Source organism: Pradoshia sp. Z4_20 (assembly GCF_058216035.1).
The window spans coordinates 593,314-617,415 of record NZ_JBZAJD010000001.1 but is presented as its reverse complement, the minus strand read 5'-3'; the positions used below and the strand labels follow the sequence as shown (position 1 = coordinate 617,415).

18 protein-coding genes are annotated in these 24,102 nt (G+C 36.3%); 2 read left to right on the top strand and 16 right to left on the bottom strand.

The window, feature by feature from the left end:
• Positions 1-158: 158 nt before the first annotated feature.
• Both AC4BHP_RS02970 and AC4BHP_RS02965 read left to right on the top strand, forming a co-directional pair.
• Positions 159-1,538: a Sau3AI family type II restriction endonuclease gene (locus AC4BHP_RS02970; protein ID WP_490551251.1), complete on the top strand. Its 1,380-nt coding sequence runs from the start codon at positions 159-161 to the stop codon at positions 1,536-1,538.
• Positions 1,539-1,600: 62 nt separating this feature from the next.
• Positions 1,601-2,848: a hypothetical protein gene (locus AC4BHP_RS02965; RefSeq protein WP_490551250.1), complete on the top strand. Its 1,248-nt coding sequence runs from the start codon at positions 1,601-1,603 to the stop codon at positions 2,846-2,848.
• 273 nt (positions 2,849-3,121) lie between these two features.
• Here the strand turns inward: AC4BHP_RS02965 and AC4BHP_RS02960 are convergent, their stop codons facing one another.
• The 16 genes from AC4BHP_RS02960 to AC4BHP_RS02885 all read right to left on the bottom strand — a co-directional run bounded on the left by AC4BHP_RS02960 (position 3,122) and on the right by AC4BHP_RS02885 (position 24,092).
• Positions 3,122-3,655, bottom strand: a complete 534-nt coding sequence (locus AC4BHP_RS02960) for a DEAD/DEAH box helicase family protein (protein ID WP_490551656.1) — start codon at positions 3,653-3,655, stop codon at positions 3,122-3,124.
• Positions 3,656-3,704: 49 nt separating this feature from the next.
• The gene (locus AC4BHP_RS02955) at positions 3,705-4,100 is read right to left on the bottom strand and encodes a phospholipase D-like domain-containing protein (RefSeq protein ID WP_490551249.1); all 396 of its coding nucleotides are present in this window, start codon (positions 4,098-4,100) and stop codon (positions 3,705-3,707) included.
• Positions 4,101-4,510: 410 nt separating this feature from the next.
• Positions 4,511-4,723, bottom strand: coding sequence for a hypothetical protein (locus tag AC4BHP_RS02950; protein WP_490551248.1), 213 nt, complete (start codon positions 4,721-4,723; stop codon positions 4,511-4,513).
• A 989-nt stretch (positions 4,724-5,712) separates the two neighbouring features.
• Positions 5,713-7,329 (bottom strand): type I restriction-modification system subunit M, encoded by a 1,617-nt coding sequence (locus AC4BHP_RS02945; RefSeq protein WP_490551247.1) that lies wholly within the window; start codon positions 7,327-7,329, stop codon positions 5,713-5,715.
• 18 nt (positions 7,330-7,347) lie between these two features.
• Positions 7,348-8,574, bottom strand: coding sequence for a restriction endonuclease subunit S (locus AC4BHP_RS02940; RefSeq protein ID WP_490551246.1), 1,227 nt, complete (start codon positions 8,572-8,574; stop codon positions 7,348-7,350).
• 13 nt (positions 8,575-8,587) lie between these two features.
• Positions 8,588-9,493: an AbiJ-NTD4 domain-containing protein gene (locus AC4BHP_RS02935; protein WP_490551245.1), complete on the bottom strand. Its 906-nt coding sequence runs from the start codon at positions 9,491-9,493 to the stop codon at positions 8,588-8,590.
• A 43-nt stretch (positions 9,494-9,536) separates the two neighbouring features.
• On the bottom strand, positions 9,537-12,593 hold the full coding sequence (locus AC4BHP_RS02930) for a type I restriction endonuclease subunit R (RefSeq protein WP_490551244.1): 3,057 nt from the start codon (positions 12,591-12,593) through the stop codon (positions 9,537-9,539).
• A 4-nt stretch (positions 12,594-12,597) separates the two neighbouring features.
• Positions 12,598-13,185 (bottom strand): restriction endonuclease subunit S, encoded by a 588-nt coding sequence (locus AC4BHP_RS02925; protein WP_490551243.1) that lies wholly within the window; start codon positions 13,183-13,185, stop codon positions 12,598-12,600.
• Positions 13,186-14,510: 1,325 nt separating this feature from the next.
• A complete protein-coding gene (locus tag AC4BHP_RS02920; RefSeq protein ID WP_490551242.1) occupies positions 14,511-14,855 on the bottom strand; it encodes a KwaA family protein in 345 nt (114 codons plus the stop codon).
• Positions 14,856-15,376: 521 nt separating this feature from the next.
• On the bottom strand, positions 15,377-17,173 hold the full coding sequence (locus AC4BHP_RS02915) for a GmrSD restriction endonuclease domain-containing protein (protein WP_490551241.1): 1,797 nt from the start codon (positions 17,171-17,173) through the stop codon (positions 15,377-15,379).
• Positions 17,174-17,604: 431 nt separating this feature from the next.
• Complete coding sequence (locus AC4BHP_RS02910; RefSeq protein WP_490551240.1) at positions 17,605-18,288, bottom strand: copper homeostasis protein CutC; 684 nt, start codon at positions 18,286-18,288, stop codon at positions 17,605-17,607.
• The gene (locus tag AC4BHP_RS02905) at positions 18,285-19,253 is read right to left on the bottom strand and encodes an ROK family glucokinase (RefSeq protein WP_490551239.1); all 969 of its coding nucleotides are present in this window, start codon (positions 19,251-19,253) and stop codon (positions 18,285-18,287) included. Before AC4BHP_RS02905 ends, AC4BHP_RS02910 begins: the two co-directional genes overlap by 4 nt.
• A gap of 182 nt (positions 19,254-19,435) precedes the next feature.
• Entirely contained in the window at positions 19,436-20,725 is a 1,290-nt protein-coding gene (locus AC4BHP_RS02900) for an alpha-L-fucosidase (protein WP_490551238.1), read from the bottom strand.
• Positions 20,726-20,785: 60 nt separating this feature from the next.
• Complete coding sequence (locus tag AC4BHP_RS02895; protein ID WP_490551237.1) at positions 20,786-22,168, bottom strand: M17 family metallopeptidase; 1,383 nt, start codon at positions 22,166-22,168, stop codon at positions 20,786-20,788.
• A 111-nt stretch (positions 22,169-22,279) separates the two neighbouring features.
• Positions 22,280-23,101 (bottom strand): ABC transporter ATP-binding protein, encoded by an 822-nt coding sequence (locus AC4BHP_RS02890; protein WP_490551236.1) that lies wholly within the window; start codon positions 23,099-23,101, stop codon positions 22,280-22,282.
• Positions 23,094-24,092: an ABC transporter ATP-binding protein gene (locus tag AC4BHP_RS02885; RefSeq protein ID WP_490551235.1), complete on the bottom strand. Its 999-nt coding sequence runs from the start codon at positions 24,090-24,092 to the stop codon at positions 23,094-23,096. Before AC4BHP_RS02885 ends, AC4BHP_RS02890 begins: the two co-directional genes overlap by 8 nt.
• Between the last annotated feature and the right edge of the window lie 10 nt (positions 24,093-24,102).

Genomic DNA, 24,102 nt, shown 5'->3' with positions numbered 1-24,102 from the left:
TCCTTTCGGTATTTTTAATACTTACATCATATTATAATAAAAAAACACAAAAAGATCAACCACTTAGCACGACAAATTTCGCATAAAATAATTTACAATATAAGTATGAGATAAATCTAAACAACTTAAATTCACTTTCTTTCAAGGGAGGAATGACAATGATTTATTATACACCAGAAGAAGTTTACGAAAAAGCTGAAGAAGCAATTGGCAAAACATTTGGAGAGATTGATAAAACCGGTCGCATTAAAAAAGAGACAAAAGGCAGCCTAGGTCAAGTAATCGAAGAAAGTCTATTTGAATATAAAGTAAATTCCGATGCACGAGCAGACTTTGAAGAGGCTGGTGTTGAATTAAAGGTAACTGCTTTTAAACGGAATAAAAACGGAAGCATATCAGCCAAGGAACGTCTTGTTTTAAATATTATCAATTACATGGACGAGGTAAAAACAATATTCGAAACATCGAGCTTTTGGAAAAAGAACCAAACCATCTTGCTGATGGTGTATGAATGGTTACCTAACATTCCCCAAAAGGATTTACGAATTTATAAAAATATATTACATGATTTTTCTGAAGCAGATTTACAAATCATCAAACAGGATTGGCATACCATTGTTAATAAGATACGAGACGGCAAAGCCCATGAGTTATCTGAAGGAGATACAAACTATCTTGGTGCGTGTACCAAAGGAACGAATAAGTCTTCATTACGCCAACAGCCCTATTCTGATATACCTGCCATGCAAAGAGCCTTTTCCTTAAAAGGATCCTATATGACTGCACTCCTTAGAAAGCATATATTAGATGAAGATTTAGTCAGATTTACGAATACAAATGAATTAAAAACAAAGACATTGGAAGAGCTATTAGAAAATAGATTCTCTCCTTATTATGGAATGACAATAAACGAAATATCAAAAAGTTTAAATATCCCTTATAACTCAAAAGCAAAACAGTTTAATGCCACGCTCATTAGCGCTATTTTAGGGGTAAAAGGCACCAAACTGGATTCTATTGAAGAGTTTGCGAAAGCAAATATCCAATTTAAGACTGTGCGCCTTGAGCCTTCAGGCAAACCAAAAGAAAGCATGTCATTTGAAAACATTAATTTTCATCAATGGACAACAGAGACATGGGAAGAAAGCTATATTCGACAAAAATTCACCGAAACTAAATTTCTATTTACCGTGTTTGAATATAAGGTAACGGAAAAACAAAACCCTAATAGAGAGCTATTTTTTAAAGGCATCAAACTATGGAACATGCCACACGCCACTATCGAAACAGAAATTAAGCAGCTTTGGGAGGAAGTAAATCGTGTTATAAAAGAAGGCATCCAAATAGAATACAAAAAAAGAGGAAACAAGCTAGCAGAATTCAACAATCTACCTAAAAGTGATTTTAATGGAGTAGCTCATATTCGACCAAAGGGTAAAGACGGAAATGACAAGATCACTCTTCCTACTGGAGAAAAACTAACAAAGCAGTGTTATTGGTTAAACAATAGTTATATTGGAAAGATTATCAACGAATAGAAATTCATAATGTATCGTTTCGCATCTTCCTTTCATCATTGTATAAGACAGGAGTTGGTTTTATGGCCGGATATATATTCAATTTAAATTCTATCATATCCATGAGACAATGCATTACCCGCGGACTTTATTCCACTAAGGTCAAACCTTATACCAACAATGGGAGATCGATTATTAATAAATGGCATACATCAGCAATTTCTACTCTTGGCGATTATATGAATATGAAACCTGGTGAGAATGTATATTTCTTTCACAAAAGAATGATTTATGGAATTGGCGAACTTGTCCCACTAATCAACAAAGAAAATCGAAATAAAAACAATTATCCATTATATGATTGTAAGTTTTTAAATTACCCTCAGGCAAATACACCTGGATTAATCAACGATAATAATAATAATAATAATATTAAATACGAAGATATTTCTAAATATCTAATATGGGATGATAAAGATTGGGGCAAAGAAAAGGAACTAAGATGGATTTGTACGTTTAAACCATCTCCATTCTTCTTTAATACCGGGGTAGATATGGACGAGGTTTTACAATCAAATTCATATAAATTTATCTCTCTTCCTAATAATGAAAGGTTAAGCTTCATTAAAATTGACAAGGAAGAAAATGAAGCTTTAAAGGACATTATTATTAGTAAGAATAAAAGCACTAGCATCAATAATGTCATTCAATCAAAATATACGTTTTTTCATAATAAAGCAAAAAATAAAATGCTAAGCCACTCTCCTGATCATTACAGCCTTTCACCTAAGGATATACTAAATAATGTAGCTGATTCGCAGGGTAAATTATCAAACGAAATGGCAATTGAAGTTGGTTTGTTGTATCAATTATCCAATAAACTTAAAAAGACAATTGGCATTTTTGGAAACTGGGATGTTATCTCACATCAAATGGTTGCATCTCCAAAAAAACCAAAAATATATATGGATAGCATTGATATCTTTGCCTATAAATACGACAAATTTAATATGGGTTGTGTAACAGATTACTTAATCATCGAAGTCAAGCAAGGAACCGCAAAAAATGAATATGTAGATCAACTACTAAAATATGTAGACTGGATTAGTAGGAATAAATGTGCAAACACCTATCCTATTACTGCCTTTTTGGTCGCACATAAAATCCCAACAAGCGTAAAAGACTATGCGAGCAGCTCTAATGTCAAAAGAACTTATATACAAAGCTATAGACCTGAATATAAGAGTAGTGAATGGCAGAATATTCGACTTATAGAATACAGCTATAATCACAAAAATTCATGTCTTGATTTTATTGATGTTACTAATTAGTATGATTCTGTCTATACAGCAATTACTTAATGCACTACAAGCCCTTTTAATTTGTCCATTTATATTAAGGGCTTTTTTCTTTTATTAAATAATAGATTTTTATACAAGGTATGATGAGCTTTAAAATACAAATAAATCGCGAAGGATAATTCACACACTAAAGACAACGCCCCTTTTTTTGTTACACAATCATAATCTTAGAAATTTACTTTCTAAATGATAAAATCCACTCATTGATTAACATTTCATGGCTTCATAATTTCAGCCACATCATCAAGTGCTATCAAGTGCTTCATGTAAACGAACCTCCAACGCTACATTATTATCAAACAGATCAAACACATTTTGCTGATCACTACGTTCGGGTGTAGCCATCATTCCTAACGTAAACTTTGGAGTGAAATACTCAAAGATCACTTGATAGCTAGGGCTAGTCGCATGGTGTGCCTCGTCAAAAATAATATAATCAAACTCATCCGGTCGATAATCCTGGTGGTACTTTGAGATCGTATTGATCGTAGCAAAAATATAATCAGCATCTTTTTGCTTTGTATTCCCTATCAATAAGCCGAAGGATAAGTTCTCATTAGGTAGGAGCTTTTCAAATGTCTCCTTTGCTTTCTTTAAAATTTCTTCCCGATGGACAATAAAGAGTAATCTCTTAGACTTAAAGCTTTTGACATCAAAAGCAGACATATAGGTTTTACCGGTGCCAGTAGCAGCAATCACTAATGCCTTTTTCTCCCTATAGGAGCGAATCCGCTCTAAATTCTCCATAGCCTGTCTCTGCATTTTATTAGGGGTGATATACTCCCATAGATGAATGATTGATTATTTGTAAAATCACTCAATTTACTCAAAAAGTCCTCATACTTAGCAATAAATTCTTCATCTGTTTAGTACTACTATCCCATAGAACTTCATATTCATTTAATACATCCTGGAGAAATTGAGTGTCTTCCTTCACAATCATCTCTACATTCCACTCAATATTACTCTTCAATGCACTCTGAGTAATATTCGAGGAACCAATAATGATCTTATAATAGTCCTCGTACTCAAACCCAACTGTCTTATGAGTTTCAAAAACCTTCAACTGTATATTTTCAAATTCATTAATTCTCTTAAGCGCCTTAGCTTCAGTGAAATTCAAATAAGTGGACGTAATAATCTGCCCACGAACGCCTCGATCCTCCGCCTCTTTAAAAGCCTCCAACAAAAGCTGCAACCCACTAAAATTAATAAATGCCACACTAAAATAAACCGTTTACATTGATTTAAAGAAGATATCAGTTCATTTAATAAATTTCCATTATCTGAATTAACAATAAGCTTTTTCTCGATTTTCATGGATGTCTCCTGACTTTATTTGGTAAAGTATACATCTAAATATAGTATCATATTAATTATCTGCATAGCCTCTTCAAAACTTAAGTAATAAATAGACTCTAAATGCAATGCTTACAACTTTTAGAAGCAGGTTTTGTGAATTAAAAATGGTGAAGATTACTAGTGATATTTCATATAAGCAATCTATGAGACTAAAAGGATTGGATTGCTTTATCATTTATCCCCAATCCTTTTAATGTATCATGAAAGGATAATGCGGAAAATAATACATGACAAGTCTTCCTATATAGTTCATAAAACATAGTATATTAGTTAATGACGATTGATAGCACTAGTTTCATTTATTAAAATCATATATTCTAATGCAGACATATTTAATAATTGTTCATAAAAATTTTTCATTTCAACTTGTGTAGGAAACATAAAAGCAGATAATTCGCTAATTAATTCAAATGCTAGGCTTTCACTCTCTTTCTCTATTAAATATATCCTTAATATAAAATTATTATTTTCAATTTCTGACAAGAAGGCCCAACCCATGGTGTGTACATAAGGTGAGACGATTACCCTTTCAATATTGAACCTATTTATAATATCATCTAAAAAATTTACACTTAGATTATTCATAAAGACAGTTTAGCTCCCTTAAAACATTATTATAAATTAATTGAATATAGATTAAAGACAAACTACATAACCTTACACATAATTTGATTCTATAATAAGCAGTAGTGTAAAATTGCTCCAGAGATTCTCTTATATATCTCCATCAAACTCTTTCACTATTATACTACAAAAAAGTCAAAGAATGTAAAACCAGTAATATAAAAGTTATTTGTTTTCTTATCGCTCTCCTTGTACCAATTAGTTAAAACCACCATTCCATAGTTTTATCCCAATCTTTTTAAAACGCGAAGTTATAGTAACAAAACAGTGTATGTAAATTAGGATTGAGAATAGAAACCAAAAGCTAGTCCCATCATTTACGAGAGGAATCAGTCCTTTTTACAAATAAAAAGCTCTGCCAATAATGACAGAACTTCACCTAAAAATTGAATTGATTATTCAAATAATATTTATGAGAATATCTTTCTAAAAACACTCTTTTAGTGCCTACTATTCTACTTAAGACTTATTGATTTTGAAATCATAGATATTCTATAAGATATTTTAACGTTTAAAAGTTGTGGTGCCCAACGGCCATCGTTTTAACCGTATTTTTTTCGTTCTTTCAAAAGTGAGAATAATTTCCAGTTTATAAAAATTATTGAACCACTTTTAATCAATATTTTCCCCTTATTAGCTTCTTGGGACTTTACCCAATTTTTCATAAGGGGTATTCAAAGGGTATTCAAAATAAATTCGCTGGCAGGCTATATATAGTGAACCTATTTAATTTCTCATTTATGCAGGCTAAATACCGATGGTCGAGTCGAAATAATGGCTACGCTATTCCCTAGCACTTGTGAAGAGAGCCAAGGTTTAAAATTCTCCTTAGCACTTTTCTAACACTATTATTTACCTAAAAGACTGATAAATTTACTCAGTTCTTCCTTGGCTTCATCGGTTGTTCCGTTCAACTCTTTCAAAAGTCCAAACAAGTTATCATATGACTTTGCGATATCTGCTTTTACTTCTGTCAACTCTTGAGCCACTTGTGAAAGTGGCATAACTCCCTCTTCTTCAAACGTGTCAACATAACGTGGAATGTTTAAATTGTAATCATTTTCTTTTATTTCATCCAAAGGTGCCACATGAGCATATTTCTCAACATCTTTACGGTTACGGTAAGTTTCGATGATTTTATTGATATTCTCGGCAGATAGTTTGTTTTGGTTCTTGCCCTTTTCAAACTCATTTGAAGCATCAATAAATAAAATATCTTTTCTCTTACGAGCTTCACGACCTTTAAACACCAGCACACATGTTGGAATCCCTGTGCCATAGAATAAATTAGCCGGCAATCCAATAACAGTATCTAACAGATTGTTATCGATGATATTTTTACGGATTCTACCTTCAGACGCACCACGGAAGAGTACGCCATGCGGCAATACGATAGCCATGGTTCCAGCTTTATCTAAATGATAAAGTCCATGCAGAACAAAAGCATAATCTGCCTTAGATGCTGGTGCTACACCATAACCCTTGAAACGTGTATCTTTTTCCCGATCAACGTCTTTCGTATTCCATTTATGGGAATATGGGGGGTTTGATACGACCGCATCGAACTTCAAAGGAATTTGTGTGCCATCTTTTTCAGCAAATGGCCAGTCAGCTTCAAGTGTATCTGAGCGTTTCAGCTCCATATTGCGATAATTTACTCCATGCATCATCAAGTTCATGCGAGCTAAGTTATAAGTCGTAGTATTCAACTCCTGCCCGTAAAATTCAACGCTTCCTTCTTCATCACCATTTGGTAATTCTTTTTGAACCGTTAAAAGAAGTGAACCTGATCCCATTGTAGGGTCATAAACACGGAATTGACCGCCAGTACCGTCAGCATCATTCGTGACAATTTTTGCTAAGATTTGACTAACTTCATGAGGTGTATAAAATTCCCCACCCTTTTTACCAGCATTGGCAGCAAACTGTCCAATCAAATACTCGTACACGTCACCTAAAATGTCACGTCCTGAATCGTTTTTAAAAGTAAACTCGTTAATCATCAAAACGATATCATTCAAAGCTTTCGCACGTTCATTTGTACTTGTACCAAGACGTGTGTCCCCGAGGTTAACATCTGAGAATACATTAGCAAAGTCAGCTTCTGCAACTGCGTTACGTTTGGCATTTGTATTGAATGAATCAAACATGTCTTGGAAATCACTAGCTTTGATTTTGTGATTTTCAATTTTTGATACGATTTTGTCCCAAGTGTATGCAGGGTCAATCGCATATCCGATACCCTTACTGATTTCTTCAAGATAATCTTCTTTTTCAGTGTCATCCACCACTTCGTAGAACTCTTCTAAATCATTAACTTTTAAGTATTCATCTTGATTCTCTGATAAGTAGCGATAGAACATAAAAGGCAAAATATAGTTCTTGTACTCACTTGCATCCATTGTCCCACGCAGTTTGTTAGCCATTCCCCATAGCTTTGATGTAATATCTTTTGCATTACTCATTTGTGTAAGCTCCTTTTCTTATATAAACATTTGTTGAAGTAGCGATTTCTTCAAATTATTGAGCGAATTTAACTCAAGTTGTTGAAGGATGATAAGATTGTCGAGGTTACTAAAAAACTGCCCTATCTTAACTTGTTCGTCTTTATTTGACGGAAAATATAATGTTAGATCTCCAAACTCAGAAAAACTAATTGATTTTCCATCCCTAATACCAAATGTTACAGTTTTGAGTGACTCAATAAATTTGAATGTTTTAAATTGAGTTTTCCAAAATAAATTATCATGTTCTTTAGTTTCCTTAGGCTTGAAAATAGTATAAGCAGGACTAGTGATACCTAGCTTATCAGATAATTCAAATCCCCCTTGAAACGAACGTAAACTAATTACGAAATCACCAGGGTGTATAACCTTATAATTTTTTAATGTAGCAGGATCATATTTAATATCAATTCCAACTTCTTCTCTATAAACTACACCAAACTCTTGGGTCACAGATAAAACTGGTAATTTTTCATGTCCTTTTTCTACTATCGGATTAAATAATTCTTTAGCCTTACGCTGTTCCCAAGCGTCAGTAAATCCTGCAAAGCGAATTTCAGGAACACTTGCTCCATCCTTCGGAAACATTTTTTGAAGTAGACTCTTTTTCGTATCCTTCAACAGTTCCAACTTACGCTGATGAAGGGTGATGAGCAAGACTAGCTCTTTGAAGAACGTTCCGATTTTTCGCTGTTCTTCATTCTCAGTTGGAATTTTCAGCTCCGTTTCGAAGAAATCCGCTGCAGAAATGTTTAGTAATCCGTGATTTCTCGCACCTTCTGCTGCACGCACTGAAACTTCCTTATACCATTTATTTGTTTCATAATACACCGCGACAAAGTCTGAATCTATTTCTTCTTTCGGTTTGAAAACAATATACAGAGTTGAAAGAACACCCATATCGTACTTTTCTAGTCGTTTTACTGCTCCCCATGGATAATCTTTTGAATAGCTTTTGTTGTAAGCAAATTCTCCATTTTTAACAAGATAATATCCGCTTACATCCTTACTAGCGACTTTCTTATTGAAAAACGTTTCTTGATTTACAAGTCCATACTCAGCAGATATAGTTAATGGTAAAGTAGATTCCAATTCTTTATTTTTTCGTATAACACGCTCAGATATGTCCGATAACCTAGACTGATTCCAAGCATCTGTAAATCCTACGAATCTGATTTGAGGTGATTTTGTTATTTTATCACTCATTTCTAATCTCCTTTTATTTTAAATATTGAATTGCTAAAGCAATTAACGACAAGCAGCGGTTAAAAAAGTAATCATAGTGGAGATTATCAGTAATATCTATTTTATTTGTCTCATGATGACGGATTCTAAAACTATTACCGATGTCCGTTAGCGCCCTAAATTCAGCATCAAAAATTTTGATAAATTCAGTCTTCCCATTGCTCATATCATTTACCACTTTGGCTGCAGAGCCACGTTTATCAAGATTAGTATAATATGTTTTCAGGCGCTCAAGGGCGTCCCATATTTTCTCAACTGAATCTTGGCGAGCAGCTGGATTTGGTGTTTTGTATAATGCAATTGCATCTTTCATCAATTCTCTGATCCCATATTCAGCAATTTGCTGTACCTGTGTCTCTATTTCAGATGAAAGCGGGGTGTTTTCTACTATACGCTCAATAAGTTTCCCCTCGGTTAATGTAAACAACAACCCCGACTCTTGAAAAATTTCGTTTATTTCATCTCGATAATCGTCGAAAACATTCGTTGTATCCAAACAATGAATATACCAATAATTTTTGTAAAGCTCATTATTCCATCCTTCAGAAATATCCTTTATATTTTGAGCAACATACTCTATAAGGTCGATTAATGAATATTGATCATAATCATCATTATCTTGGGGGGCAGCTATTTGACCATACTCATCCCTAAGAATATTAGGAATTTTTATTGCCATTCTATTTTCAAATTGACTACGGTTAAATTCAATATAATCCTGGCCCACAAAAGAACAATGCTGCTGTAGCTTAAAGGCATGTGTTAGATTTTTATAGTATTTTTGGCAAATACTTAATAGCAAGTTATAAACTTCTATTGAAATTTCACTAGTACGCGCAACTGGTTTTCTTAATCCATGACGTTCTGTGTATAAATTCACTTTCCGATCTCCTTTTTGTAGGATGCTTAATTTTATCTCTTGACTATTCTCCCTTCTTAATTTCGTCAGCCAATTTATAAAATGCCTTACGGAATTCAATTCGATATCGTACCCAGGTCAATTTTGCAATCTTTTCAATTGCGATTTCTTTATAATCAGCTTTTGCTTCATTCATGATTGCTGTTAACTCACCTTGTTTATCCATATCTTCCTGACCTAATCGGTGTTTTTTTATCAACATTTCAAGTTCCTTAGGTTTTATGCTGTTATCAAGTCCCCATTCACGGATGAAGTTCGTTACAAGTTGAATATTCGTTTCCTTCTGTGCTTTATCCATTGCTTGGTTCATTTTTTCAACACTTGTTGGTGCTGGATAACTATCAAATTCAAATTCTTTCGTGAAAATCTTAGATACAAAGTTACGCATCTTAGATTTTTCTTTTTCATTGTCAGACTTGGCTATTTCAAGATGGATTTCATCACGTGTACTCTCCGCTTTGGACATATTGTTCGCATGAACTTCGTCAGCCATCTTGGCGATCAACTCAATCAAATAATCATAGTTGATGGTAACATCATGAATATGAACCATAGAGAGATTGACTTGAGAAATATCAATGTCTTCTCGCTTCGCACGCCGTTCTTTCAACTCACCGGCTATTACAGTAGTTAAAATGACTTCTTGCTCTTCGGTAATACCTAAACGTTCATAGAACTCTTCAGGATTATCATAGGCAGAAATAGGATTTTTGTCATCGTCTTCGGTATATTGTTTCAACTGACTCAACAAGCGATTATACTCTTTCAGATTCTCAAAGACTTCATCTTGTGCTTTTTCACTTGGTGGTAATTGTATAAAATCGTCTGTTAGCGTTGAAAGCTTCTTGATGACCTCTTGCATTTCAGCTTGAACCTTGCTAAATGGTTTGGAAGTGATACCAGACTCTTCGTTGCCTTTCTTCAATTCTTCCAGTGAAAGCTGTTCGTCGGCAGATGCACGATTTGAATAAATAGCAAAAGCCTTATTCATTTCATACTCATTTTGCTCCGGCCAACGATAGTTCACGACATTTCCCCAAGGCTTGTCGACAAGGTTATGCATTCGATTTGTACGTGAGTATGCCTGAATCAAGTTCCCACCCTTAAGTGTTCGGTCAATATAGAGCGTATTCATCTCAGGAGCATCAAAACCGGTCAAAAGTTGATCCACAACGATTACCAAATCTAAATAGTTACCATCATCAGCTGTCTTGTTAAGCCGCCGTGCTAAGTCTTCTGTGTAGGATTTAACCGTCGTCATATCAAAAGCTGTGCCAAACATTCCGTTATAGGCTTTGATGGCTCTGTGCAAGTTTTCGTTCGTTTTCAGTTGATGAATACTATTGGATGTATCTACCGAGAAACTCACCGCAACTTTAAGTCGTTGATCTGCAGGACGATTCGCATTCTCTTCCGCAAACTTATCGAAGTATTCCATTGCTCTTGGTGTACTTGCTTTATTACCACCAACGTGGACTGTAAACAAGGCATTATACTTACGGTCATTTGAACGTTTCTTCCAGTTATCGAATATGTCTTTAACTACCAAGTTCACATGTTCTGGGCTATAGTCGTAAACACTACCACGAACATTATCATCGATATCATCTTCGGTTGGATCTTCGGGAGCCTCGATCGTTTCCTTGAATTCTACGTTAAACCCTAAGACGTTTTTATCCGCAATCGCTTCTTTAATGGTGTAAGCATGTAGAATATCACCAAAGATTTCTTGTGTTTCAGGGAATTTTGGTGTCCCAGTATAACCAACCCAAGCAGAATTAGGAATAGCTTTTCGGATTGTTTCGAGCATACCTTCATTTTCAGTACCATCACCAGTGGAGCGGTGGGCCTCATCAACGATAAAAAGAATATTTTCATTAAGTTGCTTGAAGCTGTCTCGCGCTATATACCGTGACATCTTTTGAATACTTGTCACAATGATGTTCTTATCGCTTTTCTTCGTTAGTTTGCGATGTAGGTCTGAGATATTGGCAGTGTCACCCACAACACCAGTTTTCCCTTCAAAACCCGCAACAGGATCATAGGCTTTATATGCATCAGCTGTTTGGTTGGTGAGCGCAATACGGTCAACTAAGAAGACAACTTTATCTACATTAGATAGACGACTGGCAAGCCACGCTGTCTTAAAACTTGTAATTGTCTTACCTGAGCCTGTAGTATGCCAAATGTATCCTAATTTACCATCATCATATTTGAAGTCAAATTTCCTAACTTTATCAAGCACTCGCTTTGTGGCATAGACTTGATAAGGACGCATGACTTTGATACTTTCTTTGTTTTTAGTACCATCAAGTACCATATATCGTGTTGCCAAATTATGAGCCATTGGAATTGACAACACTTTATCCGCAAATGTCTTCCATGAACGAATAGGGCGAGCATCATCTTCGTTTTGCCATTTGAAAGCAAATGCTCGGTTAAAGCTTTTAAGTGGCGTATTTGCCATGTAACGAATATCAAATGGTGTCATCGCGATTAGAATTTGCAAGGTTGAAAAAATATCGCTGAATTGTTTTTCAGCAATGTACTGTTCCATCTGGTTTAAGGATTCTGTAGTACTGTGAAGTGCTTTCTTTAATTCAATTTGAATAATTGGCAAACCATTAATAAGCAGCGTCACATCAAACCGACGGGTAGGCTTACCATCAATAACTTTTGGCCGTTTTATTTGATTTACCACTTGATAAACTGTGTTTCCACCGCCAACTTGGGCTTGGTCGAATACTGTCAAAAACACGTGCTTGCCATTGTCAAGATCAACTTCAATTTCAGAAACACCGTTCACACCATACAAAAATTGTCCGGCCTGATAGGGTGATTCAATACTAGTGATGATTTTCTTCACCTGGTTAAATTCGGTGACAGATAATGGTTCATCTAATCGACCACGATTATTTTGTTCTAGGATCACTTTAAAGTTATCCCAGAGTTGTTCGGTTGTTTTTATTTCTTTTTTGTATTCCCATTGTTTTACTCCACCGATTTTGGTCAAATAATCGATAACTTCATTTTCAAATGCTAATTCCGATTGGCTTTTCATTTGACTATTTCCCCTTTAAGGTTTCTTCTATTATTGAGCTCGCAAACCGCTCGGTCAATTCTGCGTATTTGTTTAACTTACTTTGCAGCTTCAATGTTTCTGCGTAAATAGCGCCTATTTTCTTCTGTTCCTCAAGAGGAGGAATAGGAATGCTAATCTCCCCAAGAGCACGAAGTGGAATTCTTAGGACAGGACCATTCCCCTGTAGCTCCCTTTCTTTCTGATGCCTCACATCTTTGTAAGCATTAAACAAGAAAAGAAAATATCCCTTATCAAGTTGTTCGCTATCAAACTCTATTTTTGTGAAGTTGAGAGACAACACTTTACCAACATTATTTTTACCGACCATTGTTGCAAGCTGTAATGAGTTACTGATAACAACATCACCTTCATTTAACGATGGGTTATTTTGAGATAAAGATTTTTTCCTATCGTCAACCACTACGTCCTCATGAGTATAATCAGCTTCAAAAGACGGCTGGTCATAATAATTCATTACTTTAAATCCGAACTTTTTTTGCGCCCTTGTTGGATTTATACCTGGAACGAATGTTACGAACTCTTTTAATTTTCTCTTCTCCAAATTAACCACCCCCTAAAATACCGATAACATTTTTTGTAATATCTTTATATTACATATTAAATCATTATAAATTTGTTTTGTCAAACGATAATATGAAATATTGTTATATTTCATATTATCGTTTGAGAAAAGCCTACAGCAAGTATTCCGCACCGGATGTCAAACCGTCATCGGCACAGTATTTAACACAGCATTCGGTATTGGATGATGAATCGATTCGCCATGATGTTTCACATGAAATGCGGGTTTCTCTTACCTTTTTAGCTCTCACATTAGTGCGTACAAAGACCGTTTCGCTGACATACAACCGCCTCCGTGTCGTCCACGATGTTTGAATGAATGACAGCTGATTGATTCTCTTTTCCTGACGATCCACTCCCCGTGCGGTCCGCTTCTCTATCTTCTTTTTTTGACAGCTTCCTCGAACCTCCCCGAACCGTTATCGAACAGCTCCCTCCCCTTCTTTCGCGTGAATACCACCCCGCAGCACGCCCGAGGAGCCCGTCATACGCCGTATTCGCGATTCGGTTGCCGAGGGTCATCGGGAACTCGGGATGGATGTCGTCCCGAAGTATCGCCGAGGTAGTCGCACCTACGCGTGAGAGACTGTTCGATGGACGGTGCGGAATTTCGGTACGGTATCGGGGTAAGAGCATAAGGGGGAACGTATGAAAAGCTGCGCTTGTCATACGTCCCCCTTACTACGTCGGCTTCGCCCTCCTTGTCCCTGCGCTTACGCTTGCGGTGCTCATTCGGAATTGACTGGCGTCCATTCCTATATATGAAAACCCTCCCCTCCACTTCCTACGGCGACAAATCGTTGTCCTCGCGTCCGTTCCGGAAAAGACAAATGAACCGTGTTGCTTTACGGCCAAAGCTCGCGATTTGATTGTAAGCACACGAAATAAATATCTGTACGCCCACTTGTCGGATAAACGGACCGTGCGCTCTGGTTTCCAGTATTTATATAGTAGAAAAAGTTCAATATAAAAGGCACTAACTGCCTTGGATACAATGTCCTTTTTTCGTTATATTACTATCTCATATTTTGAAAATGCTCTTTTCGTAAGAATTATTGCTAATGCCATAAGAAAAAGACAGCCTTTTTGCTGTCTCGTTGTTTAACTAAAGCCCTCGTTTGTCCTATAAAGACTTTAGCAAAATAAACAATTGAATCTTGCTGTTGTCTGTAATAAAGTTTGATTCAAATTATGCTGAAAATGTAGTTTTATAATAGAAGATACCCACACGTTTTGAAAAAAGATTAATCAAAATGCGTGGGTTTGATTTTAGAATGAATTTAGTTGATGGCAAAGTTTAAATAAAACGCCGTTTTAAATATCTGGTAAATATATATACAGATTTAAAGATTTAATAAAACTTCTTACATCATATTCCTCATTTGCTCGAAAAGTAAAATTACGAGGTGTTAGCACTATCATTTCAACTCTTCGATTTGTTTCTATGTGTTGTAATTTCCCAAAAAGCAAGATAGGCAAATTCAAATAAAATAAACCAAACCTTTTTATAATAATTATTACTATACATATTATCACCACTATGGCTAATATATTCACTGAGCTATTGACAGTAATAAAAGGTAAGATAAACAATCCTACATATTCTAAAGACTTTTCTTTTCCTAGATCTTTATTACGCACTACTTTAATTTTAGACAACGGATTTGTCGTTGAACTTATTAGTTTTTATATTTTACCTTTATATTCCTTATATAAAGATAGATAAATAAACCCTGCAGTGCTAGAAAAATAAATTCCAAGATATCTTCTTATATAAATAAATTCCCATCCCTTTATGCCCCTTTTGTTAACATTGGTAATTATGGTAATAGTTTAACAAATGCCCCCATTATTTTAAATACATTTCCTCACAAAGTTTTCATTTTATACAGTTCTTAATCATTGATCAAAAAAGCTTCGTTCTTTTTGAACGAAGCTTTGGACGGCAAATACTAATAGTAGTAATCCCTACCACTGTGGTAAACCGACCAAATTAAAAACATACAGCTTACTTTTGGATAGGTTTTGATATTCAAATGATAAGATTATCACATATATATTTATCGGCATGTAATAAAATTGAAAAAGAGGCTTCTCTTCATGAGAAACCTCAACGTCTTGAATTGGACTCCTTTGTTTCCTGTATAGATACAAAGAAACCAATTTAGTTCTTAATAATATTACAATCCCTGATAATACTCTTTTATCTTTTGTGCCATCATTTTTCTTCTCTCTTCAAGAAAAGCTGGATAATCTTCTGCTGTCATTGAAAATATAGAGTCTGGTACACAGTTCATTGCCAAGTTGGCCCTTAATTCTTCGAAATCCACTATTTCGCCAATTTTAAGATTGCCCGTCTGACACTGTTCCTTGACTAACTCCATATAGTCTTTCGGTGATTGGTCTTTGATTGCCAAATTGACCACCTGTTCAGTGAAGACATAATTGCCGATTTGATTATATTGTGCTCGGTTATTAAACCCATTCTTTTGTAAATATTTTTTCGGGAAAAGATGATGTACATCTCCTCGTTCTTCAATTAAATGCTGTACTGTAATTGACTTGGAAAGGAAAGCTTGATCCTTGTTTACAATTTGAGCCATTACAAACAGATTGAAATATGGACTACTTTTTACAGAGGAATCTAGTCGAGTAACCAAAACATGGTTCCAATAAGCATCAGACAACTCACCAGCCTCTATTTGTTCAAGATAGCGCTTTGGATCTTCGTGAGTATCAAACCGTTTAATATCATACTCGAACCACGATTCTGGAGAACCTGAATATCTACCAGTTAAGAGTGAAAAGACTAACCATTTCCTCACGATATGATTAATTTCTGGACCGTTTACTCCTTTTTCCCTTAACAATAGGAATAAAGCATATGCAAAATTCAATGCATTTTGTGACCTAATTAAAGATTTATGAATAACTCCAGTAGATTTCACAATCATAATAAATCTCTTAAAATTAGTTTCATCAACAAAATCCATTACAGCTTCTTCCAACTTTTTAAAAGAAGCTTCTGCAATCTCTTCACGGTTTACTCGAGCCTCAAAATCCCGTCCGGATAGAAGACTCACTAGATCCGACAACTTCCCACGCCTAAATTTATAAGTGAATGCAACACGTAGGACATCTGTATATCCTGGCTCATACACACTTGAGTGATATTCTTTTAACCATTTAAGCTTTTGAAAACGAGGCAATGCAGCAAAATCACTGTCATTCGTCACAATATTATTGTAGACACCAGGATTCTTCATCAAGTTAGAGAAGTAGTCAATTGTTTTACGAATCAACGTTCCTTCATACATATCATTTGATGCAATCTTGGACATTGCAAAATCGGCCTGACTTAGAACAACTCCGGCTGAATTAATACGAATAAAAATCTCAGTAACTGTCTCAATATCAAGCGAATGAGAAAGCTCGATAATACCTATACTGTTATAATTTATTTTCTGTAACCTTTGTATTACTTGATTCAACTCATTCATCGTGATTTCAGGATTTGCTTCGCAATAGGTCGCCATAAATCCAAATTGATCGAATCCTTGACTAAATACGGTTGAAATATCTGGAATCCACCTAACATCTTTCGTAATGGCAGGATTTTGTACTTCAAACTTTTCATCAATAGGATTAAACGCAATCATAATGCGTTTTTTTCGATAATCGTCATCCACGATTTCCATTCCAGCAACTGCAGCCATAAGAGCCGTCACCCGTTGTTGGCCGTCAATGAGAATTTTTTTCCCTCTTGAGATACTGCCGTCTTTCAGGCGAGTGTCTGGATTCTGCCACGTAATAATATATCCTACTGGGTAATCATTGTAGAGGGAATCAATTAAATCTCGAACTTTCGAAGCCTTCCATACGAATGGTCGTTGGATTTCAGGAATAGCGATTTCACCAGCATGTATCCAGCTTATTAGATTACTTACTGTCGTATTGTTTACGTTATATTTTGACATAAGAACCTCCTATGACTATCAAAGGTGTAATTTCATCATACCAGCCATACACCCGCTATGACAAAAAAATATATAGTACATCAATTAAAACCAAACCAATGTTCTAACTATGCAAAATTATCGTCAAAAATAAAATTGAATGCGAGCGATAAATATAAAGGAGACTTCAAAGAAATGGAAGACTCCTCTTTAAGTAAATAAAATCATTATATAGTCTAGTACATTATCTAGCTACAAACACAGGTATATTATTCTATCACTTTCTGAATAACTCTATAAATATAAAATCATAAAAGTGAAATACTCATTATCTTACCCATTAGCAACAATTCAGAGGCATTTAAGGATACCATTTTGTTACAACCATATCCCTTTTTTCAGTCAGTCAAACTTAATTAGGTTACCTCTATCACAAGGTTATTAGCTTGATACTACATTAAAAGCCCACGAATCTCTTTCATTTGGTCCTTCGAAATTCCATTAGCAAATGTATGACCTACTCTCACTCCTGTACCAAAATGCAGGGCGTTTGGTTTCACCACTTGATAAAATTCTGCCAAATCCTCCATACGCAGACCATGCCCTGGCATAATCGTTAGATGAGTGTCTTTTGTATGTTCAACCAGTCCCGCTAAATTAGTCATAAATTCAGTTGCCAGTCCATTTCCCCCAGCTGTTAATATCGTTGTAATCTGTTTGTATTTTAATATAGTGGCAATTGCTTCTTTTTGGTCTTTTACAAAATCAAAAGCACGGTGGAAAGTCACTTCCAGTCCGTTAGCTTCATTTAGCAATGCTTGCAGTACATCTTCATCAATAGCACCTTCATTTGTTAATGGCCCTATGACAATACCATTTGCTCCAATTTTTCTTATCACTCGGATATCTTCACACATTACCTTTAAATCATCGCTATCATAAACAAACGAATCATTATGCGGACGAACCATAACATTAATAGGAATTCCCACTGATTCAACCGCTAACTTGATTAAACCATAATTCGGTGTCAGGCCATCCTCAGACATACTTTGACAGAGCTCCACCCGATCAGCACCGAATAATTCTGCTCCCTTCACATCTTTCAATCGAGTCGCAATTACCTCAATTATCATTTCATTGCCTCCAAATAGACAGCCTTCCTTATTAAATAGGCAGCCCCGATTATCCCAGCGTCATTACCTAAACTAGCACATTCTAGTTTCGTATTGTCACCGATCCATTCAATAGCGTGTTTCTTGAAAGAGGCTGCAATCCCTGTTAAAAAAACATCACCGGCCTTTGACAGTCCGCCGCCAATTAAAATTTTAGCCGGATTTACAACTGTTGCTACATTAGCCAAAACTAGTCCAAGATTATCATTCATTTGATGGATGATTTTCAAACAGTGCGCATCTCCCTCTTGGGCCAGCTGAAATATATCCTTTGCTGTCAAATGATTATCTTCCATATAAAGCATAGCCATTCTACTGGTTGGCTCTTGATCCACTACTTTCATAGCTTCCCGTACAATTCCTGTCGCGGATGCTATGGTCTCTAAACATCCTCTCCTGCCACATTTACAAGGGTATCCATTGGGGTTAACAACAAAGTGACCAATTTCTCCTGCCAGCCCTTTATGGCCATGCAAAACTTTCCCATCAACAATAATTCCACATCCTATCCCTGTTCCAAAAGTCACCAGAATAATATCATCATGTTTCTCCGCATCTCTCCAGCATTCCCCGAGTACGGCGTTATTCGCATCATTTTCCACAAAAATAGGGAGTGATGTTTTCTCTTCGAAGTATTTTTTTAATTCATAGTTTTTCCAGCCGATATTCACAGCCTCCAAAACTTTTCCCTGTCTTTCATCCACCACACCCGGAACGCCAATCCCAATACCAAGAATGGACTGTTCAAGCTCGTCAGCTGTTACCTTATGTAGAATGGATGCCCATATCTCATCTATAATATATTTTCCCTGATTTTGTTTATTGGTCTCTATTTCCCATTTAGATAAAATTTCCCCATTTAAATTGATGATTCCTAATTTGACATTGGTTCCCCCAATATCAACTCCAATTATTTTTTGCTTCATGCAATTCATCCTTTAGAATAGTATAGTCTGTTAGTTGATAAGAATAAGAAACGCTTTCACAGTTGCAAAAGTCCTTATTTACCCCATAACAATAGGCAAACAACCATCCATTATCAGCTAAATATGATTCTTAGAAAAATAACTCCAGATTGTATGCCTGAAGTTATTTCCACGTTATAAGTCTATCTTTTTAAACCAAGTTCAATTACAGGCACCACATAATCCGGCTTTATGACAGGTAACTCTAAAACAACCTCATCCTTAGCAATAACTGGTCGATCATGATGAATTAAATCTTCTGGATCAAAACGTTTTACCGGAACCTTTGAATAGTCATGCAGAAAGCGTGCATAGTTAATTTCATAAGGAAAATCTTTTAAATGAATGGTTCTAAATGGCCAAGAAAAGATATGAATAAACAGCCTGTCATCCTTTATTGTTAAACGACAGTCCTGAGGCGGATTTAATTCGGTTGAACCAGCACCATATATCGACTTTTTATGATAGGTCATCCATTCACCGATTTCCTGAAGTATTTTGCTGGATGCCTTATCAAAATTACCTCTAGCGGTCGGGCCAAAATTCATCAACAGGTTACCATCTTTTGAAACGGTATCTATCAGTAATTTAATAATCATTTCCGCTGATTTCCTGTTTAGATTATTCGGGTTATATGTCCACCGATCGTTAAAAGTTTGACAAGCTTCCCATACACGTTGTTTATGATCCAATGTTGTTAAAATTCCTGTAGGCTGATATTGCTCAGGCGTATACACACCTCGATTCAATCCCATACGGTTATTAAAGATCATATGGGGTTGATATTTAAGGATTAATGTTTCAATTTCTCCTGCACACCAATCCTCTGCCCCTTTCCCTTTCGACCATCCCCAATCTCGGTCGTCATAGGAGAAGTCAAACCAAAAGTAATCAATTTTACCATATTGGGTGACAAGCTCTTCAACCTGGTTATATAAATATTTTTGATAAATCTTCATATCTCGTTCTTCCTGTTTCACTGCCTCATCTTCCCTGGCTGGATGAAGCCCATCAATCGTAAAATGTGGATGATGCCAGTCGATGACCGAATGATAGAATCCTATTTTCATACCTTCTTCTCGGCATGCTTCTACGAATTCCTTTACTACATCTTTTCCATATGGTGTGTTCGTGATTTTATAATCAGTATAGGCGCTGTCCCATAAGGCAAACCCTTCGTGATGCTTTGTTGTTAAGACTATATATTTCATACCACTTTGCTTAGCTTGTTTTACCCAGTTATTCACATCAAAAAGGTCAGCCTCAAATTGTTCCAAGTATCGTACATAGTCATCTTTGGAGATTTTCTCTTGTGTCATGATCCACTCATCTTTGGCACGTAAAGAATACAAGCCCCAATGAATAAACATACCGAATCGGTCATGTATAAACCAGGACGGATCACCATAATGCTCTGGCCAATCTAACTCCACAATTATCCCTCCATATAAAATCATCAATATTTTTTCCTAGACACCCTCAATTGGTCAAAATTATGATAGAGACAATTCCGAACTGACCATTTCAAATAGTAGCCTTACACCAAAGCCAGATGCCCCAGGTACATAATATCCCTGTTCACGCCATGGACGGACCGTATTCGCCATATCGATATGAACCCACTTAGTTCCTTTTTCTACAAATTGCTTTAAAAATAAGGCAGCCGTAATCGCGCCTCCATAAGGCGAGCTGCTCATATTATTGATATCTCCACAATCGCTTTTCAAATAATATAAATAGTCGTCAAACACAGGCATTGGCCAAACATAGTCACCCGTTTGATCACCCAGCTGTTTATAGTACCACAAGTCCGACTCAGCATTACTGAATACACCTGCGGCTTTTAAACCAAGGGCACTTCCGATACTTCCAGTTAAAGTAGCGATATCTATAATGGTTTTTGCGCCGAGTAATTGTGCATAGAGCAATCCATCTGCCAGAATCAATCGTCCTTCAGCATCTGTATTTCCAACTTCTACATGAAGTCCATTTCGATAACGAATGATATCTGATGGCAAGAATGCGTTTCCATCAGCAAGATTTTCAACAAGCGGCAAAATGGCCACCACATTTACCGCTTTGTTGGAATCAGCCAGCAGCTTCATTGCCCCTGTTACTGCAGCCGACCCGCCCATATCCATTTTCATCTCACCAATATCATTACCGGTCTTAACATTGGTTCCGCCCGAATCGAATGTCACACCTTTACCGACCAAAGCAATTTTTTCTTTACTAACATCACGTTCAAGCGTCAGGACAACAAACTTTGCCGGTTCACTACTTCCTTTTGCTACTGTATGAATCCCGACAAATTGATTACTTAATAATTCATGATCATCAATCACTTGAACGGATACATCTGTTCCATGGAACACTTGCTTTAGCCGTTTAGCATATGCAGTGGGTGTTAATTTATTGGCCGGTTCATTACATAAATCCCTGGCAAGATTGACTGCATTTGCCCTGATACGTGCTGTACGATCATATTCTATTAACCTTTCATCTTCCCATAGCATGGTTAACTGATTTAGTTCTACAGCCATTTTATAGGGTGTAAATTGATATTCAGCCAAATACCAGCCTTCCATAAAACAGCTAATGACCTGACCAAGTTCTGGTTTCTCCGCCCGCTCCATAATCAATGAAAACTCTGCCGAAACAGCTGCAACCTTGGCATTTATCAGGCTTTTTCGGGAAATGCCGCCTAAAAACCGAATATCCTCCATTGAGAGAGAATCTTGACCAATTCCAATATAGACGATCAATTCCTCTCCTTTTGTAATAAGCTGCACTTTACCAAATTCAATACAAGACTTCTCTTCAAAATAAACGATATTATCATTTGTTTCATGAATCGGTACAATGTTTATTTGCATTTCCTTCTCCTCATTCGCATCATATATGAAAAGCGATCAGCTGCTCTAAATTGAGTCAGGCTGATTCTACTTGCATAGTCACTTATTAATAATCTATGGACGATGAAGTTTCTAATTCAGTTGTTTTCTTTTTGCCTTTGGAATCATTTGCGGGATGGAGGACAATAGTGTTTTTGTATAATCATGTTTTGGATGATTAAAAATATCTTCCTTTGTTCCTATTTCAACCAAATCCCCGAAATACATGACACCGACTCGGTCACTAATATGTTCTACAACACTTAAATCATGAGAAATAAATAAATAGGTCAAGTTAAACTCTTTCTGTAAATCTTTCATTAAATTTAAGATTTGTGCCTGGATGGAGACATCGAGTGCAGAAACAGGCTCGTCGGCAATGATCAACTCAGGCTGTAAAATCAAAGCACGTGCAATTCCAATCCTTTGGCGCTGTCCGCCGCTGAATTCATGCGGATACTTATCCAAATGGAATTTACTGATTCCGCATTTATCAAGAAGGTCTTCTACGCGTTTATCTTTTTCTTTGGAAGACATTTGTTTAAAATGAATATCCAGAGGTTCTCTTAAAATATCCTTTATTTTCATCCTCGGACTTAAGGAAGCATAGGGATCCTGAAACACCATTTGCATTTTCTGACGATATTTTTTCCATTCCTGCTTACTTGCGTTGGATAAGTCCTCTCCATTAAAAATAATAGATCCGGAATCTACTGGAATAAGTCCATTTAGCAGCCTACCGGTAGTAGATTTGCCGCAGCCCGATTCACCAACAAGTCCCAATGTTTGCCCTTTTTTTATATGAAAGGAAACGTCATTAACCGCCTTTACGTACTTTTTCTCTTCAAACCAGCCAGTCTTAATCGGGAAATGCTTTTTAATGTTTTTTGCTTCTATTAAAATATCATCACACATTTAGCATTTCCTCCTTATTCTTTACCTCTTCATCCAGTAACCAGCATCTTGCAGAATGATTGCCAGCTGCCATCAACTCTGGTTCTTTTTCATGACATATGGTCATAGCTAAAGGACATCTTGGTGTAAACTTACATCCTTTTGGCATGTTGTTCGGGTTTGGAACAGTTCCAGTAATCGAATTCAGCCGGTCTTTTTTAGAACCGATTTTAGGCACCGATTCCATCAGTCCTTTTGTATAGGGGTGTTTCGGATTTTCAAACAAGTCAACCGCGCTCGCTTCCTCCACAATTCTCCCAGCATACATCACAATAACACGATCACAAATTTCAGCTACAACGCCAAGATCATGCGTAATAAGTAAAATGCCCATATTCGTTTTTTGTTGAATCTCTTCCATCAATTTCAATATTTGCGCCTGAATCGTTACATCCAACGCAGTAGTCGGCTCATCTGCAATAAGTAATGAAGGGGTACATGAGATTTGCATTGCAATAATGACTCTTTGCCTCATACCACCGGAAAGCTGATGAGGATAGTCACCCATGACTTGATCCGCCCGCTGGATTCCAACGGATTTTAGTTTTTCAGTCGCATACTGATGTGCCTCTTTTTTGGACAATCCCATATGAAGCATAATCGTTTCCCTCATCTGCTTCCCGATGGTCAATACAGGATTTAAGGCGGTCATCGGCTCCTGGAAAACCATTGACAATTCTTTTCCTCGATATTTTGTCATTTTCTTTTCCGAAAATGTTAATAGATTTTCCCCTTTGTATATAATTTCGCCATCCGCAACCTTGCCGCTTGTATCATGGAACAGACGCATGATCGATAATGATGTTACACTTTTCCCGCTGCCTGATTCACCAACTAATCCGACGATTTCACCTTGGTTGACATGAAAGCTGATGCCTTGTACGACCGGTAAGAAGCCATCTTCCGTCTGAAAGCCTGTTTTAAGATTTTTTACCTCTAGTAAATCTGGCATATAAACACTC

What these genes read in the sequence shown, in the direction of transcription:
- AC4BHP_RS02970 (WP_490551251.1), top strand. Translation starts at nt 159, where the DNA reads ATGATTTATTATACACCAGAAGAAGTTTACGAAAAAGCTGAAGAAGCA.
- AC4BHP_RS02965 (WP_490551250.1), top strand. Translation starts at nt 1,601, where the DNA reads ATGGCCGGATATATATTCAATTTAAATTCTATCATATCCATGAGACAA.
- AC4BHP_RS02945 (WP_490551247.1), bottom strand. Translation starts at nt 7,329, where the DNA reads ATGAGTAATGCAAAAGATATTACATCAAAGCTATGGGGAATGGCTAAC.
- AC4BHP_RS02940 (WP_490551246.1), bottom strand. Translation starts at nt 8,574, where the DNA reads ATGAGTGATAAAATAACAAAATCACCTCAAATCAGATTCGTAGGATTT.
- AC4BHP_RS02930 (WP_490551244.1), bottom strand. Translation starts at nt 12,593, where the DNA reads ATGAAAAGCCAATCGGAATTAGCATTTGAAAATGAAGTTATCGATTAT.
- AC4BHP_RS02915 (WP_490551241.1), bottom strand. Translation starts at nt 17,173, where the DNA reads ATGTCAAAATATAACGTAAACAATACGACAGTAAGTAATCTAATAAGC.
- AC4BHP_RS02910 (WP_490551240.1), bottom strand. Translation starts at nt 18,288, where the DNA reads ATGATAATTGAGGTAATTGCGACTCGATTGAAAGATGTGAAGGGAGCA.
- AC4BHP_RS02905 (WP_490551239.1), bottom strand. Translation starts at nt 19,253, where the DNA reads ATGAAGCAAAAAATAATTGGAGTTGATATTGGGGGAACCAATGTCAAA.
- AC4BHP_RS02895 (WP_490551237.1), bottom strand. Translation starts at nt 22,168, where the DNA reads ATGCAAATAAACATTGTACCGATTCATGAAACAAATGATAATATCGTT.
- AC4BHP_RS02890 (WP_490551236.1), bottom strand. Translation starts at nt 23,101, where the DNA reads ATGTGTGATGATATTTTAATAGAAGCAAAAAACATTAAAAAGCATTTC.
- AC4BHP_RS02885 (WP_490551235.1), bottom strand. Translation starts at nt 24,092, where the DNA reads ATGCCAGATTTACTAGAGGTAAAAAATCTTAAAACAGGCTTTCAGACG.